At 71.5% G+C, this 15,473-nt stretch carries 14 protein-coding genes and 1 riboswitch; of the genes, 3 read left to right on the top strand and 11 right to left on the bottom strand.

Annotated elements, in window-relative coordinates; all coding sequences use genetic code 11:
• Window positions 1-3 precede the first annotated feature (3 nt).
• On the top strand, window positions 4-657 hold the full coding sequence (locus NLX94_RS20220) for a putative immunity protein (RefSeq protein WP_254384348.1): 654 nt from the start codon (window positions 4-6) through the stop codon (window positions 655-657).
• Between the two features lie 9 nt (window positions 658-666).
• On the opposite strand, the gene NLX94_RS20215 is transcribed toward NLX94_RS20220, so the two are convergent.
• The 11 genes from NLX94_RS20215 to NLX94_RS20165 form a co-directional block, all read right to left on the bottom strand.
• Window positions 667-1,830, bottom strand: a complete 1,164-nt coding sequence (locus tag NLX94_RS20215; protein WP_254384347.1) for a cysteine desulfurase family protein — start codon at window positions 1,828-1,830, stop codon at window positions 667-669.
• 622 nt (window positions 1,831-2,452) lie between these two features.
• Window positions 2,453-3,325: a thioesterase family protein gene (locus NLX94_RS20210; protein ID WP_254384346.1), complete on the bottom strand. Its 873-nt coding sequence runs from the start codon at window positions 3,323-3,325 to the stop codon at window positions 2,453-2,455.
• A 57-nt stretch (window positions 3,326-3,382) separates the two neighbouring features.
• Window positions 3,383-3,991 (bottom strand): trimeric intracellular cation channel family protein, encoded by a 609-nt coding sequence (locus tag NLX94_RS20205; RefSeq protein WP_302170063.1) that lies wholly within the window; start codon window positions 3,989-3,991, stop codon window positions 3,383-3,385.
• A 329-nt stretch (window positions 3,992-4,320) separates the two neighbouring features.
• Complete coding sequence (locus NLX94_RS20200) at window positions 4,321-5,415, bottom strand: ABC transporter ATP-binding protein (protein ID WP_254384344.1); 1,095 nt, start codon at window positions 5,413-5,415, stop codon at window positions 4,321-4,323.
• A 5-nt stretch (window positions 5,416-5,420) separates the two neighbouring features.
• Window positions 5,421-6,554 (bottom strand): ABC transporter ATP-binding protein, encoded by a 1,134-nt coding sequence (locus NLX94_RS20195; RefSeq protein ID WP_254384343.1) that lies wholly within the window; start codon window positions 6,552-6,554, stop codon window positions 5,421-5,423.
• On the bottom strand, window positions 6,551-7,549 hold the full coding sequence (locus NLX94_RS20190; RefSeq protein WP_254384342.1) for an ABC transporter permease: 999 nt from the start codon (window positions 7,547-7,549) through the stop codon (window positions 6,551-6,553). The genes NLX94_RS20195 and NLX94_RS20190 overlap by 4 nt, the downstream gene beginning before the upstream one ends.
• A gap of 126 nt (window positions 7,550-7,675) precedes the next feature.
• Window positions 7,676-9,454, bottom strand: coding sequence for an ABC transporter substrate-binding protein (locus NLX94_RS20185; RefSeq protein WP_254384341.1), 1,779 nt, complete (start codon window positions 9,452-9,454; stop codon window positions 7,676-7,678).
• A gap of 102 nt (window positions 9,455-9,556) precedes the next feature.
• Window positions 9,557-10,552, bottom strand: a complete 996-nt coding sequence (locus NLX94_RS20180; RefSeq protein ID WP_254384340.1) for an ABC transporter permease — start codon at window positions 10,550-10,552, stop codon at window positions 9,557-9,559.
• Between the two features lie 515 nt (window positions 10,553-11,067).
• Window positions 11,068-11,808 (bottom strand): enhanced serine sensitivity protein SseB C-terminal domain-containing protein, encoded by a 741-nt coding sequence (locus NLX94_RS20175; RefSeq protein WP_254384339.1) that lies wholly within the window; start codon window positions 11,806-11,808, stop codon window positions 11,068-11,070.
• Window positions 11,809-11,875: 67 nt separating this feature from the next.
• The gene (locus NLX94_RS20170; protein ID WP_254384338.1) at window positions 11,876-12,586 is read right to left on the bottom strand and encodes an enhanced serine sensitivity protein SseB; all 711 of its coding nucleotides are present in this window, start codon (window positions 12,584-12,586) and stop codon (window positions 11,876-11,878) included.
• 118 nt (window positions 12,587-12,704) lie between these two features.
• Window positions 12,705-13,391, bottom strand: a complete 687-nt coding sequence (locus NLX94_RS20165) for an AAA family ATPase (RefSeq protein WP_374683992.1) — start codon at window positions 13,389-13,391, stop codon at window positions 12,705-12,707.
• A 179-nt stretch (window positions 13,392-13,570) separates the two neighbouring features.
• Window positions 13,571-13,674: riboswitch (glycine riboswitch) on the top strand.
• 181 nt (window positions 13,675-13,855) lie between these two features.
• On the opposite strand from NLX94_RS20165, the gene gcvT reads away from it, so the two are divergent.
• Complete coding sequence (gene gcvT / locus NLX94_RS20160) at window positions 13,856-14,971, top strand: glycine cleavage system aminomethyltransferase GcvT (protein ID WP_254384337.1); 1,116 nt, start codon at window positions 13,856-13,858, stop codon at window positions 14,969-14,971.
• Window positions 14,972-15,079: 108 nt separating this feature from the next.
• Window positions 15,080-15,460: a glycine cleavage system protein GcvH gene (gcvH, locus tag NLX94_RS20155; RefSeq protein WP_254384336.1), complete on the top strand. Its 381-nt coding sequence runs from the start codon at window positions 15,080-15,082 to the stop codon at window positions 15,458-15,460.
• The last annotated feature ends 13 nt before the right edge of the window (window positions 15,461-15,473 follow it).

The following is a 15,473-nucleotide window of genomic DNA, read 5'->3' as shown; positions in this document are numbered from 1 at the left end:
GGCATGACTGAGGACGATGGGGGCATGGACACGGACCCGCGGGGCGGCCCCGCCGCGATCGAGCTGAGCATGGACGAACTGCGCGAGATCACGGGGTACGCGGCCGCCTGCGCCCGCAGGGTCCTGCCGCTCTTCGAACGGGCCCTGCCCGCGGACCCCCGCCCCCGCGAAGCCGTCGAGGCGGCGGAGGCCTTCGCCGGAGGCGGCCGGCGCACGGCCGCGCTGCGGCGGAGCGCATGGGCGGCGTACAAGGCGGCGCAGGAGGCACAGGCGGCGCAGGAGGCTCGGGAAGGCGCTCCGTCCGCCGCGGCGGACGCCGCCCGGGCGGCGAGCCACGCCGCGGCGGCCGCGTTCCTCCACCCCAGGGCCAGCGCCCATCAGGTCAAGCACGTGCTCGGCGCGGCCGCGCACGCGGCCCGGGCGGAGGAACTGGCGGAGGAGCGGGCGGAGGAGCGGGCGGAGGAGCGGGCGGAGGAGCGGGCGGAGAAGCGGGCGGAGAAGCGGGCGGAGGAGCGGGCGGAGGAGCGGGCGGACGGCTCCGCACCGCCGCCGCCGGCGGCGGTCTCCGCGGTGCTCGTCCGGCTGCCGCCCGCCCCGGCCGGGGGCGGGCGCGTGGGTCAGCTCATCCGTGACCTCGACGGCTCGCTGCGCGAGTAGCGGGTCCGGTCAGCTCAGTCCGGCCGTGCGGGCGCGGGCCACGGCCGGGCCGATGGCGGCGGCGACCGCGTCCACGTCCGCCTGCGTGGAGGTGTGGCCGAGGGAGAAGCGCAGGGTGCCCCGGGCCAGCCGCGGGTCGGTGCCGGTGGCGAGCAGCACGTGGCTGGGCTGCGCCACTCCGGCCGTGCAGGCGGAGCCGGTGGAGCACTCGATGCCCTGGGCGTCGAGCAGGAGCAGCAGGGAGTCCCCCTCGCAGCCGGGGAAGCTGAAGTGGGCGTTGGCGGGGAGCCGGCCGGCCGGGTCGCCGCCCAGGACGGCGTCGGGGACCTCGCGGAGCACGGCGGCGACGAGCCGGTCGCGCAGGGCGCCGATCTCGGTGGCGAACCGTTCGCGCCGCTCGGCGGCGAGGACGGCGGCCACCGCGAAGGCGGCGATGGCCGGGACGTCGAGGGTGCCGGAGCGGACGTGCCGCTCCTGGCCACCGCCGTGCAGCACGGGTACGGGGCTCTGGTCGCGGCCGAGCAGCAGCGCGCCGATCCCGTACGGTCCGCCGACCTTGTGGCCGCTCACGGTCATGGCGGCGAGTCCGCTGTCGCCGAAGCGGACGTCGAGCTGGCCGAAGGCCTGGACGGCGTCGGAGTGCAGCGGAATGCCGAACTCGGCTGCCACGGCGGCCAGTTCGGCGACCGGCATGACGGTGCCGATCTCATTGTTGGCCCACATGACGGTGGCGAGGGCGATGTCGTCGGGGCCCCGCTCGATCGCCTCGCGGAAGGCCTCGGGGTGCACGCGCCCGTAGCGGTCCACCGGCAGGTACTCGACCTGCGCGCCCTCGTGCTCGGCGAGCCAGTGCACGGCGTCGAGGACGGCGTGGTGTTCCACGGGGCTGGCGAGCACCCGGGTCCGGGTCGGGTCTTGGTCCCGCCGGGCCCAGTAGAGCCCCTTGACGGCGAGGTTGTCGGCTTCCGTGCCGCCGGCGGTGAAGACCACCTCGCTCGGACGGGCCCCGAGTGCGTCGGCGAGGGCCTCGCGGGCCTCCTCGACGGTGCGGCGGGCGCGGCGGCCGGCGGCGTGCAGGGAGGACGCGTTGCCCGTGACGGCGAACTGCGCGGTCATCGCCGCAGCGGCCTCCGGCAGCATCGGGGTGGTGGCGGCGTGGTCGAGGTAGGCCATGATCCCCCGATTCTACGAGTCCCCCACACCCCTGCTCCCCCAGCGGGTACCCATCCCCCTCCAACGAAGCCCCTGCCCTGGCGGCCGGCCCGCCGCTCCGGTCGTGGCCGAAGCCGAGCCACGGGTCTGGCGGCGGCTCGCCGTTCCGGCTGGGCCGGGCCGGGCCGGGAGCTCTGTGCCGGCGCCCTGCGTGGCCGCTGCGCGGGCCGGAGCTCCCCTACCCGCCCTTCGCCCGTTCCCCGGAGCTCCGCCCCGGACCCGTTGCCGCGTGCGGCGCCGTTCCGGGGGCCAGCCCCCGCACCCCCGGTCCTCAAACGCCGGAGGGGCTGGAAAACCCAGCCGTCCGGCGTTTGAGGACCGGGGTCTGGGGCGGAGCCCCAGGGGGTCCGGGCGCAGCCCGGAACCCCCCTCCAGCCCGTCCGGCGCTTGAGGACCGGGGTCCGGGCAGCGCCCGGGGAACGGTGGAAGGGCGGGTAGGGGACTCCGCCCCGCAGGGCCGAGCCAACCGCACCCGCCCACCGGGCCCGCGCCCCAGGCGGCAGGGGCGGCAGCGCCGACCGGCCACCGCCGGACGGAGTCCGGCGCAGCGGCGCGAAGCCCGCGCAGCGGTGCGAGCGGTGCGTCAGGAAGGCTTGGGGGCCACTACCCGCGGGGCGCTCGCCAGTTGGCGGGACTGCGCCACCAGACGGTCCGCCGAGTCCCAGACCTCCGCGTCCTCCTCCAGGAAGCCACCCGCCAGGTTCCGCGTGGTGATCGACACCCGGAGCGGGCCGGGCGCGGGGCGGTGCCGGATGTGGGTGGTGAGTTCGACCGTCGGGGTCCAGCCGAGGAGCCCGAGGTCGAAGGAGGTCGGCGGGAGCCCGTCGACCGCGAGGAGGAGGGAGAAGGGGTCCGCGTCGCGGCCGTCCGCGAGCTCGAACCAGGCCCGCATCTCCCCCTTGCCGGAGGGCTGTCCGACGGCCCAGCCTGCGGTCGCCGGGTCGAGGCGCAGCCGGAGCCGGTCCACGATCGCCGAGCTGCCGGGGATGGGGGCCGGGCCGGCCTCGGGGCCGAGGCAGTCCTCGTAGGCGGGGATGACGGGCGGGAGGGCCGTGGTGTGGACGGAGTCGGGGAGCGCCGCGAGGTCCCCGTAGGAGGCCAGGACGCGGATCCGCTCGATCTCGGCGCCGTTCTCGTCGAACTGGAACAGGGAGGCCTGTCCGGTGGAGAGCGTGCGGCCGACCCGTACGACCTCGGTGCGGATCACGGCGGGGCCGGGAACCGAGGAGGTCAGGTAGTGCGCGGAGACCGTGAAGGGGTCCGGGTGCGGCAGGGCCGACGACAGGGCGCGGCCGAGGAGGGCCAGGAGGTAGCCGCCGTTGACGGCGGTGATGATCGTCCACCCGGCGGAGAGTTCCGCGTCGTACACCCCGGGCTCGCCCGCACGGGCGGTGACGGCGGTGTCGCGGTCGAACTCGCTGTCGCCGATGGAGGCCTTGGCAGCTGCGTGTGACATGGAACGACCGTACACCTGGCCGCTACTAAGCGGTAGCTTTCCTGGCTGTGGCGCCCGCTACGGCTCCTCCGCCACCGACGAGCGGCGGTTCCAGGCGAGGGGCGCCCGCAGGTGGAAGTGCATGGCCAGCAGCCGCAGGACGAAGGTGGTGACGATCGCCAGGGCCGTCGTGACGGCGTTCAGGTGGTCGAAGCTGATGAAGAGCGCCACCATCGTGGAGCCGATGAGGGCCGGTACGGCGTACATCTCGCGGTCGCGCAGCAGCGAGGGGACCTCGTTGACGAGGACGTCGCGCAGGACGCCGCCGCCGACGGCGGTCGCGACGCCGAGCGCGGCGGAGGCGGTGAGGCCGAGGCCGTACTCGTACGCCTTGGTCGTGCCCGTCACGCAGAAGAGTCCGAGGCCGGCCGCGTCGAAGACGTTGATGGCGCGGTTGATCCGCTGGACCTCGGGGTGCAGGAAGAAGACGCACGCGGCGGCGATCAGCGGGGTGACGAAGAACCCGAGATCGCTGAAGGCGGCGGCCGGGGTGGCCCCGATGACGATGTCGCGGAACAGGCCGCCGCCGAGGGCGGTGACGAGCGCGAGGACGACGATGCCGAAGACGTCGAAGTTCTTGCGGACGGCGAGCAGGGCGCCGGCCGTGGCGAAGACGAAGATGCCCATGAGGTCCAGGGCGTGCTGGACTCCGGGCGGGAAAAGATCGTGGATCACGGCTTCATTCTGCCGGTCGCCTGCGGCGTGCCCGAACGTGTGTGGCGCGGCCACGGCTCCGAGGGGGCGGCGGGCCCTGCCGGGTCGGGGCTGCACCCGTGGGGCCGCGGACCGTGTGCCGGGTGCGGCGCAGCCGTCAGGGGCTCCGCCCCCGAACCCCCGCGCCTCAAACGCCGGCGGGGCTGATTTTGCCCGGCGGCACCGCGAGCAGTCCGCCGGCACGGGCCGCAGGGCGCCGGCGGGGCTGGTTCTGCCCCCGCCGGCGTACGTCAGCCCGTCCGTCAGGCCGTCGGCTCCGCCACGGCGTCCGCCGCGCCCGGCAGCGCCGGGTCGCCCGGGGCCTGGTCCGGGGCGTTCTCCGGGTGGTGGCAGGCCACCTGGTGGCCCGTCTTCAGGGCGAGGAGCGGGGGTTCCTGCGTGGTGCAGATCTGGGTCGCCTTCCAGCACCGGGTGTGGAACCGGCAGCCGGAGGGCGGGGAGATCGGCGAGGGGACGTCGCCCTTGAGCAGGATGCGGCCGCTCTTGGCCCCGCGCCGGCGCGGGTCCGGCACCGGGACGGCCGACATCAGGGCCGTGGTGTACGGGTGCATCGGCGCCGAGTACAGGGACTTGTTGTCCGCGAGCTCGACGATCTTGCCGAGGTACATGACCGCGATCCGGTCCGAGACGTGCCGGATGACCGACAGGTCGTGGGCGATGATCACGTAGGTGAGGCCGAGCTCCTCCTGGAGGTCGTCCAGCAGGTTCACCACCTGGGCCTGGATGGAGACGTCCAGGGCCGAGACCGGCTCGTCCGCCACGACGAGCTTCGGCTTCAGGGCCAGCGCGCGGGCGATGCCGATGCGCTGGCGCTGGCCGCCGGAGAACTCGTGCGGGTAGCGGTTGTAGTGCTCCGGGTTGAGGCCCACCAGGGAGAGGAGGCGCTGGACCTCCGCCTTGAGACCCCCCTCGGGCTCGACTCCCTGGAGCTTGAACGGGGCGCTGATGATGGTGCCGACGGTGTGCCGCGGGTTCAGCGAGCCGTAGGGGTCCTGGAAGATCATCTGCACGTCGCGGCGCATCGGGCGCATGCCGGACACGCTCAGGTGCGTGATGTCCTTGCCCTCGAACTCGATCTTTCCGCCGCTCGGTTCGAGCAGCCGGGTGATCAGCCGGCCCATGGTCGACTTGCCGCAGCCGGACTCGCCGACGATGCCGAGGGTCTCACCGGGATAGACCTCGAAGTCGATGCCGTCGACGGCCTTCACAGCCCCGACCTGGCGGCGCAGCAGCCCCTTGGAGATGGGGAAGTGCTTGACCAGTCCGCTCACCCGCAGCAGCGGCTCCGGGGAGTCCACCGCCTGGGCCGGGAGGACGGCCGTCTCGTTCTTGCTCATGTCGGTCACAGCTTCGGCGCAATCTCTTCGGTCCAGATCCGGTCCCGCTGCTCCGGGGAGAGGTGGCAGGCGGCCCAGTGCCGGCCGGCGCCCTCCGCGGACGTGTCGATCAGGGACAGCTCGGGCCGTACGGTCCGCGTGACATCGCCCTTGGGCAGGTCGGCGTACGGGCACCGGGGGTTGAAGGCGCAGCCGCTCGGGATGTTGATCAGGCTGGGCGGCGAGCCCTTGACCGGGATGAGGCGTTCGGTCTGCTCCCGGTCGATGCGCGGCATCGAGCCGAGCAGGCCCCAGGTGTAGGGGTGGCGGGGTTCGTAGAACACCTTCTCCGCGCTGCCCCGCTCCACGCACCGGCCGCCGTACATCACGAGGAGGTCGTCGGCCATCTCGGCGACCACGCCGAGGTCGTGCGTGATCATGATGACCGCGGAGCCGAACTCCTTCTGCAGGTCCCGGATCAGGTCGAGGATCTGCGCCTGGACGGTGACGTCGAGGGCGGTGGTGGGCTCGTCCGCGATGAGCAGTTCGGGGTTGTTGACCAGCGCCATCGCGATCATCGCGCGCTGGCGCATGCCGCCGGAGAACTCGTGCGGGTAGCTGTCGACCCGCTTGTGCGGCTCGGGGATGCCCACGCGGTCGAGGAGCTCGACGGCCCGCTTGCGGGCGGCCTTCTTGTCGGCCTTGTGGTGGACCCGGTAGGCCTCGGCGATCTGCTTGCCCACGGTGAAGTAGGGGTGCATGGCCGACAACGGGTCCTGGAAGATCATCGCGATCTCCCGGCCGCGCAGCTTGCGGACCTCTTCCTCGGGGCTGGAGAGCAGCTCCTTGCCGTCGAGCCAGATCTCGCCGGAGATCCGGGCCCGCTGGCGGCCGTACTGGCCGACGCGGTGCAGGCCCATGATGCCCAGCGAGGTCACCGACTTGCCGGAGCCGGACTCGCCGACGATGCCGAGGGTCTTGCCCTTCTCCAGCGTGAAGGAGAGTCCGTCCACGGACTTGACCAGGCCGTCTTCCGTGGGGAAGTGCACCTTGAGGTCGCGTACGTCGAGGAACGCGGTACCGGGCGCGCCGGAGGCGACGGGCTCGTTCAGCGCGGCGGAGGGTGCGCCCGTCACGGCGGGCGTCGTCGAATCGGTCATGACAGCCTCACTCGGGGGTCGATCACCGCGTACAGGAGGTCGACGACGAGGTTGGCCGCGACGACGAAGAAGGCGGAGATCAGGGTGATGCCGAGAATGACCGGCAGATCGTGCTCGCTGATGGCGCGGACGGCGCTGTAGCCGAGGCCGTGCAGCGAGAAGGTGTACTCGGTGAGGACCGCGCCGCCCATCAGCGCGCCCAGGTCGAGGCCCAGGACGGTCAGGATCGGCGTCATGGTGGAGCGCATCGCGTGCTTGCCGATGACGACGGGTTCCGTCAGTCCCTTGGCGCGCGCGGTGCGGATGTAGTCCTCGTTGAGCACTTCCAGCATGGTCGCGCGGGTGAGTCGCGCGTACATCGCCGCGTAGAGGAAGGCGAGCGAGATCCACGGCAGGACCATGCCGTTGAACCAGGCGCCCGGGTCCTCCGCGAAGGTCTTCTCCGGCCGTCCGAACCAGCCGAGCTGGTCGGAGAAGAGGGCGATGGCGAGCATGCCGGTGAAGTAGATGGGGAGGGAGACGCCGGCGAGGGCGAGGCCCATCGCCGAACGGTCCAGGACGGTACCGCGCTTGAGGGCGGAGATGACGCCGGCGGCGACACCGCCGATCACCCAGAGCACGACGGCACCGGCGGCGAGCGAGAGGGTGACGGGCAGCCAGTCGGTCAGCAGCGGCCACACCTCCTGCTCGGTCTTGAAGGAGTAGCCGAAGCAGGGCGCGGCGCATTGCGTGACGTCGTTGCCGTTGGCGTACGTACGACCCGCCACCAGCCCGACGACGAACTTGCCGAACTGGACGAGGATCGGGTCGTCGAGACCCATCTTCTGCCGGATGCCCTCGATGGCGTTGGGGTCGGACTGCTTGCCGACGAAGTACAGGGCCGGGTCCGTCCCGATCATCTTCGGGAAGAGGAAGAAGATTCCGAAGGTCACCAGCGAGATGACCAACAGCATGACGATGACGGCGAAGATCCGCCGGATGAGATATGCAAGCACTGCGCTCGGCCTGGCCGCGGCCCGGGGACGCCCTCTTCTGGAGAGCGCCCCCGGACCGCCGCCGCGGCCATCACCTGCCCTTCGTGCCTAGCGGGTGTGGCACTGGAACTGATTCGGACGGTCGGTCTACTGGACGCCGAGCGAGGCGTAGTCGTACCGGCCGTTGTACGCGTCGGAGGTGTAGACGTTCTTCAGACGGCTGCTGCGCCAGTTGATCGTCTTGTCGTAGACGAAGGGCAGGTAGACCGCGGCCTCGGAGACCTTCTGGTTCATCTGCTTGTAGATGTCGCCGGCCTTGGCCGGGTCGGTCTCCGCGATGGCGTCGTCGAACAGCTTGTTGATCGCCGGGTCGTTGAGCTCGGAGAAGTTGTTGTTGCCGCTCTGCAGGATGAAGCGGCCGTCGACCAGCGGCTGGGAGAAGCCCTGACCGGTCGGGAAGTCGGCGCCCCAGCCCATGATGATGATGCCGTAGCCCTTCTCCTTGACCACCTTCGGCGAACCGATGATGCCGGAGGTCTGGGCGCCGTCGAACTGGTCGACGTCGGCCTCGATGCCGACCTGCTTCAGGGCGTTCTGCAGGGAGACGGCCGTGGCGACCTCGACCGGCTTGTTGTTGCGGACCGCGATCGTGGTCTTGAAGCCGGTCTCCTTGCCACAGGCCTTCAGCGCGGCCTTGGCCTTGTCGACGTTCGGCTTGCCGTCGTTCTGCAGGACCCCGTACGGGTCGTACTTGCCGTCGGAGCCCTTGATGCCGAGCGGGAGCATGTTGGGGGCGATGTCGCCACCGGCCTGCGGGCCGCCGCGGGCGGTCTGCAGGGACTTCTTGTCGGCCGCGTAGATGACGGCCTTGCGGCAGTCGATGTTGTCGAACGGAGCGACGGTCTGCGGCATGACGGCGTACCGGATGAAGCCGGTCTGGCCGTTGTCCAGGTTGTCCTTGTGGTCCTTCAGCGCGGTGGCGCGGGCCGCCTGGCCGATGCCGGTCGCGTTGATGTCCAGGTCGAACTCGCCGTTCATCAGGCGCTTGTCCATGTCGTCCGCGTTCGCCATGAACGTGACGGAGATGGAGTCCGGGAGCGCCTTGCGGATGGTGTCCGACTCGGGCTTCCAGTTCGTGTTGCGCGAGAGCTTCATGCTCTTGTTGGGCTCGTACGAGTCGATCTTGTACGGGCCGTTGGAGAAGGGCTTGAGGCCGTACTTGGCCGCGGTGTCCTTCTCCTGCTTGACCGGGCTGGCGGCCGGCATGGCCAGCATCTGCTCGAAGTCACCGTTGGGCTGCGGGAGCTTGAAGATGATGGTCTTCGCGTCCGGGGTCTCGATCGCCTTGAGGCCGAGCTTGTCCGGGCTGGTGTCCTTGTACGGGCCCGGGTACTCGGTCTTCGGGTCGAGGACCTGCATCAGGTAGACCGGGCCGCCGGAGATGACGTCCTGGGCCCAGGTGCGCTCGATGCCGTACTTCACGTCCTGGGCGGTGACGGGGGTGCCGTCCTCCCAGGTCACGTTGTCCTTGAGGGTGTACTTGTAGGTCTTGCCGCCGTCGCTGATCTCCGCGTTGGCGGTGGCCAGGTCGGGGACGAGCTCGGTGCTCTTGGAGCCCGGCTCCGGCTTGAAGCTGACGAGCTGGCGGGCGTAGTAGCGGGAGAAGTCCCACATGAAGCCGTAGTAGCCGCGCTGCGGGTCCCACGAGTCGGCTTCCTGGGTACCGACGAACTTGAGCTCGCCGCCCTTCGTGGTCGACGCGTTGGCGACCTTGCCGATGGCGGCGTTGAAGCCGCCCGCCGCGGCCGGCTTGTCTTCCTTCGGCTTGCCGTCGTCTCCGCCACAGGCGGTCGCGGCCAGCATCGTCGCGAGCACGACGGCCGTGCCGGCGGCGAGCCTGCGCTTGGACATGCGATGGGTAGTCACGATGCTCGCAACCCTCCGTTGTGATTCCGGTTCGAAGCCGGGTTCCGGTGTGCCCTGCGGTTCTGACCTGCGGATGCCCTGCGGGATGACCTGCGGGGACGGCTAACGGGAGCCCTTCGGGTCGAGGGCGTCGCGGACGCCGTCGCCGAAGAGGTTGAAGGCCAGCACGGTGATGAAGATCGCCATGCCGGGGAAGATCATGAAGAGCGGGTCGTCCTCATAGGTCCGCACGGCCGTCGAGAGGGTCTCGCCCCAGGACGGGGTGGGCGGCTTGACGCCGACGCCGAGGAAGCTGAGCGCGGCCTCGGTCAGCACGTTGGTGGGGATCATCAGCGTCGCGTAGACGGTGATCGGCGCGACCAGGTTCGGGAGCAGCTCGCGGAAGAGGATGTACATCCGGCCCGCGCCCAGGCTCCGTGCGGCCTCGACGTACTCCCGTTCGCGCAGCGACAGGGTCTGTCCGCGGACGATGCGGCCGATGTAGGGCCAGCCGAAGAAGCCGATCACCAGGACCAGTACGGCGATCCGCAGGCCCGATCCCTCGAAGCCCCAGAGCTTGGCCGGGACCACCGAGACCAGCGCGATGATGAAGAGCAGCTGCGGGAAGGCGAGCAGCAGGTCCATGACCCGGCTGATGGCCGCGTCGACCCAGCCGCCGAAGTAGCCGGCGACGATGCCGAAGAAGGTGCCCAGCGAGACCGCCACGAAGGCGGACAGGAAGGCGACCAGCAGCGAGATGCGGGCGCCGTAGACGATGCGGCTGAACACGTCGCGGCCGTTGACCGGCTCGACGCCGAGCAGGAACTCGCGGCTCATGCCGCCGAAGTCCCCGGCCGGCAGGCCCAGCAGCGGGTCCAGCATGTCTTCGTGCAGTTCCTCCGGGGGGTGGCCGAACGCGCTGACGATCAGCGGCGCGAACAGTGCGACGAGGATCAGCAGGAGCACGACGAAACCGCCGGCCAGCGCGACCTTGTCGCGCTTGAGCCGCATCCAGGCGATGCGGCCGGGAGAGCGGCCTTCGATGGCCTTGGCGGGGACGTCGGCTACGGACACGGGTGCGGGTGTCTCCGCGCTCGTGTCGTGCAGTGGTGCCGTCATCGTGGTGGGGACCCCTCTCGGCCGACGGGTGGGCCGGCCCATGCCCGCCGCTGTGGCGGCGTTGGTGCGGAGTGGCGCTCGGAGTGCGAGGTGCGGATGCGTTCTTCGCAGCGGGTGCTGCTCGGGCGGTGCGGTACGGGTCTTGCTGGTGGTGCGGGTGGTGCTGTGTGAAACGACGAGCGAAGTTCCCGTGACGGAGCCGCCCTTGGATGACTGACCCGCTCTTGGGTGGGGAGTCTTCATCGGGCGCTCGATCAGCCGCCAGACCCGCAGGTGAATGGATGCGCAACCGTGATCTGAGGGTCGAGTTCCCGTTATCCGGACTTCGCTGTCGTCTCAGCGGAGCAAGACATCCTGTTCGGTACGGAATCGGACATGGCGCCCAACTCGGCGTACTAGCACGCCTATTGGGCATACATCAGGGGCGAAATCAGGACAACGCAAAGGCCGCACGGAACAGTCGTTCCGTGCGGCCTTTGATGGCTTGGCCCCCATGTCTCAATGAGCGGGATGTCTCAGTAGGCGGGCGCCTGTCCCTCGCGGTCGTAGAAGGGCCGGGTCTGCGCCCGGAGCCACATCGCCACCGGGTCGTGTTCGTCCGCGAGCGCGACCGTGCACACGGGCACCCCCTCGGGGACCGCGCCGACCGACTGGCGCATCATCTCCCGTACGGCTTCCAGCGCGTGCGCCGAGGCGTCGTACAGATCGAGCCCGACGGCGAGGTACGGGGAGCCCAGCGCGGGCTGCACCCAGGCGCGACGCAGCGAACGGACGGCGGGCGTGCGGTGCGCGTGCTGCGTGAGCAGTCCGTAGAACTGCGGCAGCTCGATGGCGGGCTCGGACAGCCGCAGCGGTCCGGCCGGCATCCGGTCCAGCCCGGTGGCGATCCGGCGCAGGTCGGCCCAGGGAATGCCGACGCCGCCGCCCTGGGCGTGCGGATTGAGCCACAGCCCCCAGCGGTCGGGGTAGAGGGCGCGGGCGATGTCCCGGCCGGTGGCCACCTCGTACCCGCGGTTCCAGCCGCTGGCGGCCAGCTCCTGCGGGGAGGTCACGCAGGGCGCGTACCCGAGGCCCTCGACCTCCATGCCGCCGTACTGGGCCTCCGGAGAGCCGGGCTGCCCCTGCCAGAGGAGCATCCAGAGCCGTCCCTCGGCCAGGGCGTGCAGGAGAGACTCGTAGCTCTCGTAGCGCCCGGGAGTCACCTGGCGCAGCATGTGCTCGACCTGCCCGACCGCGGCCGTGCCTGACGCACTCACCCGGTACCCCTCTTCGTCTGTTCGTCCGCCCGTCGTCCACGCGTGTCGGCCACCAGCTTAAGCGTCACTACGGCAGGTAGAAGGGGCGTACGCGCTCACGTATGTAGTCGACGACCGGGTCCTCCGCGGCGTCGAGGAGGATCAACTGCACCGGCCAGGGCGGTGGTACGCGGGTCAGGGCCCGTCCCAGCGCGTCCATCGGCGCGTTCCGCATCGCGGGCTCCCATCCCAGCAGGTGGACTCCTACGTAGAGCTCCGGCGGGCCGCCCTCGACGCTGGCGAGGCAGCGGTGCGCGGACGCGACCACTCCGGTGGCGCGGAACTCCTCCGCGGCGGCGGCCAGGAACTCGACCGGATCCTCCTGCCAGTCGGGCTCGAAGAGCCGGACCCGGCCGCCGGTGGCGGACCCGTCGAGCGGGGTGCGGCCGGTCCGGCAGAGCTCCGCGACGGCCGGCGGGGGCAGGGGCACGCCGACGGCCCCCTCGGGGTTGACCGCGATGCCGAGCTGCGGGGGCAGTCCCCGGGCGAAGTCCACGGCGGGGGCGACGGCGAAGTCCATGGCCGGCCCGGCGCAGGCGCGGAACTGCTCCTCGGAGCTGTAGACGGGCACGTACGCGGCGCCGTCGATGTCCATGGTGGGCAGGCTCAGGCTGTTCACCCCGCCGGGCAGCGGGATCCACAGGTGGCTGCGCCCGAGGACCTCGAGGATCCGTCCCCCGGCGTCCGCCTGTCCGAGCGCCGCCCCGAGCACCTGCTCCAGCTCGTTACCCGGCCACATGTACGTCTCCGCTCGCTTGCCCTTGGTCCCGCCCCTGGTATCGCCCCGAGATTATCGGGCACCCCTGGTGCCCCTGGTGCCGTGGTGCCCCAGGGGCCCCCGCCCCGGGCCGCCCCCGCTACCGGAAGCCGATCGACGTCAGCCGGGACGCCGCCGGGCGGTCCAGCAGGGTCACCGATGCGCAGCCGGCCGGCGGGCGGCCCGCCTCGGCCTCGCGCAGCAGCCGGGCCACCGCTCCCCGGTGCCGGGCGAAGGCGTACGCCGACACCCCGCGGCCCCGCGCCGCCTGCCCGGCCCGCGCCTCCTCGGGGGTGGTGTCCAGCAGCACCATGTGGAGCGCGCGCCCGCGCCGCCGGGCCGCCGAGGCCAGCAGGGCCCGTACCCAGCTCTGCGTACCGCAGTCGTGGACGACGGCGGGGGCCCCGGAGCGGAGCACCCGCCACAAGCCCCAGTAGTGGGAGATCCGGACCGCCGGCCGGTACACCGCGTAGGGCACGGAGGCCGGCATCCGGCGCTCCCACCGCTCGCGGGCGTCCTGGGAGTCGATGCCGCCGCCCTCGGCGGCCCGCTTGATCAAGGTGCTCTTGCCGCCGCCGGGCAGTCCGGAGACCACCACGACGTCCCCCGCGGCGAAGCTCAGCCGCCGCGGGCCCTCGGCCCCGCGCAGGTCCCGTACGGCTCCGGGCTCCCCGGCCGCTCCGGCCGCCGCCGGGTCCCGCAGGACGCCGCGCTGCGACGGCACCCCGGCCACCGCGCCCTCGACGGTGCCCGTTGCCGTCGCCGCCAGTACTCCGAATCTCCGCACAGTGCTCGCCTCCCCCGCTACGGGTCAGTGGACCCGTTCCCCCTGAGTGTAAAGAGACGGTAATCCGGCGGCGCCGGTTCCGTTCCGGGTCCGCTCGGCTTGCGGCCCCCCTCCCCCATTCGGCCGATCCTCGTGCAATGATGTGCGCCATCTGGACACCTAACTGCATACCGGCCGCTTGAATCCGCGCGGGAGAGTCCCGGCACGCCGCAAGGCGGAGCCCGGGCGCCGAAGGAGCAAGTACCTCCCTTGAATCTCTCAGGCCCCGTACCGCGTGGATGAGGCAGATCTGAAAAGCGAGCCGCGCCACCGCCCGTGAGGGCGCCGGTGACGGCTCCACCCAAGGTGCAAGTCGATGGCCTTCCCCTGAAGGGGAACTCTCGGCGAACCTCTCAGGTTCCGATGACAGATGGGGAGGAACTCCTCCTCGTCATGTCATGCCCTGGGACCCGGGAGCCACACCCATGAGCACTGCCCCCCGCCTGACCGCCCTCGATGCGCTGCACCGTTCCCTCGGTGCGACCATGACCGACTTCGCGGGCTGGGACATGCCCCTGCGGTACGGCAGCGAGCGCGACGAGCACAACGCCGTCCGCACCAAGGCCGGCCTCTTCGACCTCTCCCACATGGGCGAGATCACCCTGACCGGCCCCGAGGCCGTCAAGGTCCTGGACTACGCGCTGGTCGGCAACATCTCCACCGTCGGCGTCGGCCGGGCCCGCTACACGCACATCTGCCAGGAGGACGGCGGGATCCTCGACGACCTGATCGTCTACCGCCTCGGCGAGACCGAGTTCATGGTCGTCGCCAACGCCTCCAACGCCCAGGTCGTCCTCGACGCGATCACCGAGCGCGCCGCCGGCTTCGACGCCGAGGTCCGCGACGACCGCGACGCCTACGCGCTGCTCGCGGTGCAGGGCCCGGAGTCCCCCGGCATCCTCGCCTCGCTGACCGACGCCGACCTGGACGGCCTGAAGTACTACGCCGGGCTGCCCGGGACGGTCGCCGGGGTGCCCGCGCTGATCGCGCGTACCGGCTACACCGGCGAGGACGGCTTCGAGCTGTTCGTCTCCCCCGAGCACGCCGTGGAGCTGTGGCAGGCGCTGACCAAGGCGGGCGAGGGCGTCGGCCTGGTCCCGGCCGGCCTGTCCTGCCGCGACACCCTGCGCCTGGAAGCGGGCATGCCGCTGTACGGGCACGAGCTGACCACCTCCCTCACCCCGTTCGACGCGGGTCTGGGCCGGGTCGTGAAGTTCGAGAAGGAGGGCGACTTCGTCGGCCGCGCCGCCCTGGAGGCCGCCGCCGAGCGCGCCACCGCCAACCCGCCGCGCAAGCTGGTCGGCCTGATCGCCGAGGGCCGCCGCGTTCCGCGCGCCGGCTTCTCCGTGACCTTCGACGGCCAGGTCGTCGGCGAGGTCACCTCGGGCGCCCCGTCCCCGACGCTGGGCAAGCCGATCGCGATGGCCTATGTCGACGCGGTGCACGCCGCGCCCGGCACCTCCGGCGTCGGCGTGGACATTCGCGGTACGCATGAGGCGTACGAGGTCGTGGCACTGCCGTTCTACAAGCGGCAGAAGTAATCCTCGTACGACCGCGTACCACCGCGTACCGCACCGCACTCCGGCGCCCCGCGCCGCCCGCACGACCACCGTTCGTATCCACTCCCCCGCATCCAGGAGAATCAGGTCATGAGCAACCCCCAGCAGCTGCGTTTCAGCAAGGAGCACGAGTGGCTGTCGGACGCCGTCGACGGCGTCTCGACGGTCGGCATCACGGAGTTCGCGGCCAACGCGCTCGGTGACGTCGTCTACGCCCAGCTTCCCGAGGTGGGCGACACGGTGACCGCGGGCGAGACCTGCGGCGAGCTGGAGTCGACCAAGTCGGTCAGCGACCTGTACTCCCCCGTCACCGGCGAGATCGTCGAGTCCAACCAGGACGTCATCGACGACCCGGCGCTGGTGAACTCGGCTCCGTTCGAGGGCGGCTGGCTCTTCAAGGTGCGCGTCACGGAGGAGCCGGCCGACCTGCTCTCCGTCGACGAGTACGCCAAGCTCACCGCCGGCAACTGACCCAGGGAACCCT

The sequence above is a fragment of the Streptomyces sp. TBY4 genome, from assembly GCF_024213195.1.
Classification (GTDB): domain Bacteria; phylum Actinomycetota; class Actinomycetes; order Streptomycetales; family Streptomycetaceae; genus Streptomyces.
The sequence above is the reverse complement of the archived record's forward strand: the minus strand, read 5'-3'. Positions and strand labels throughout refer to the sequence as shown.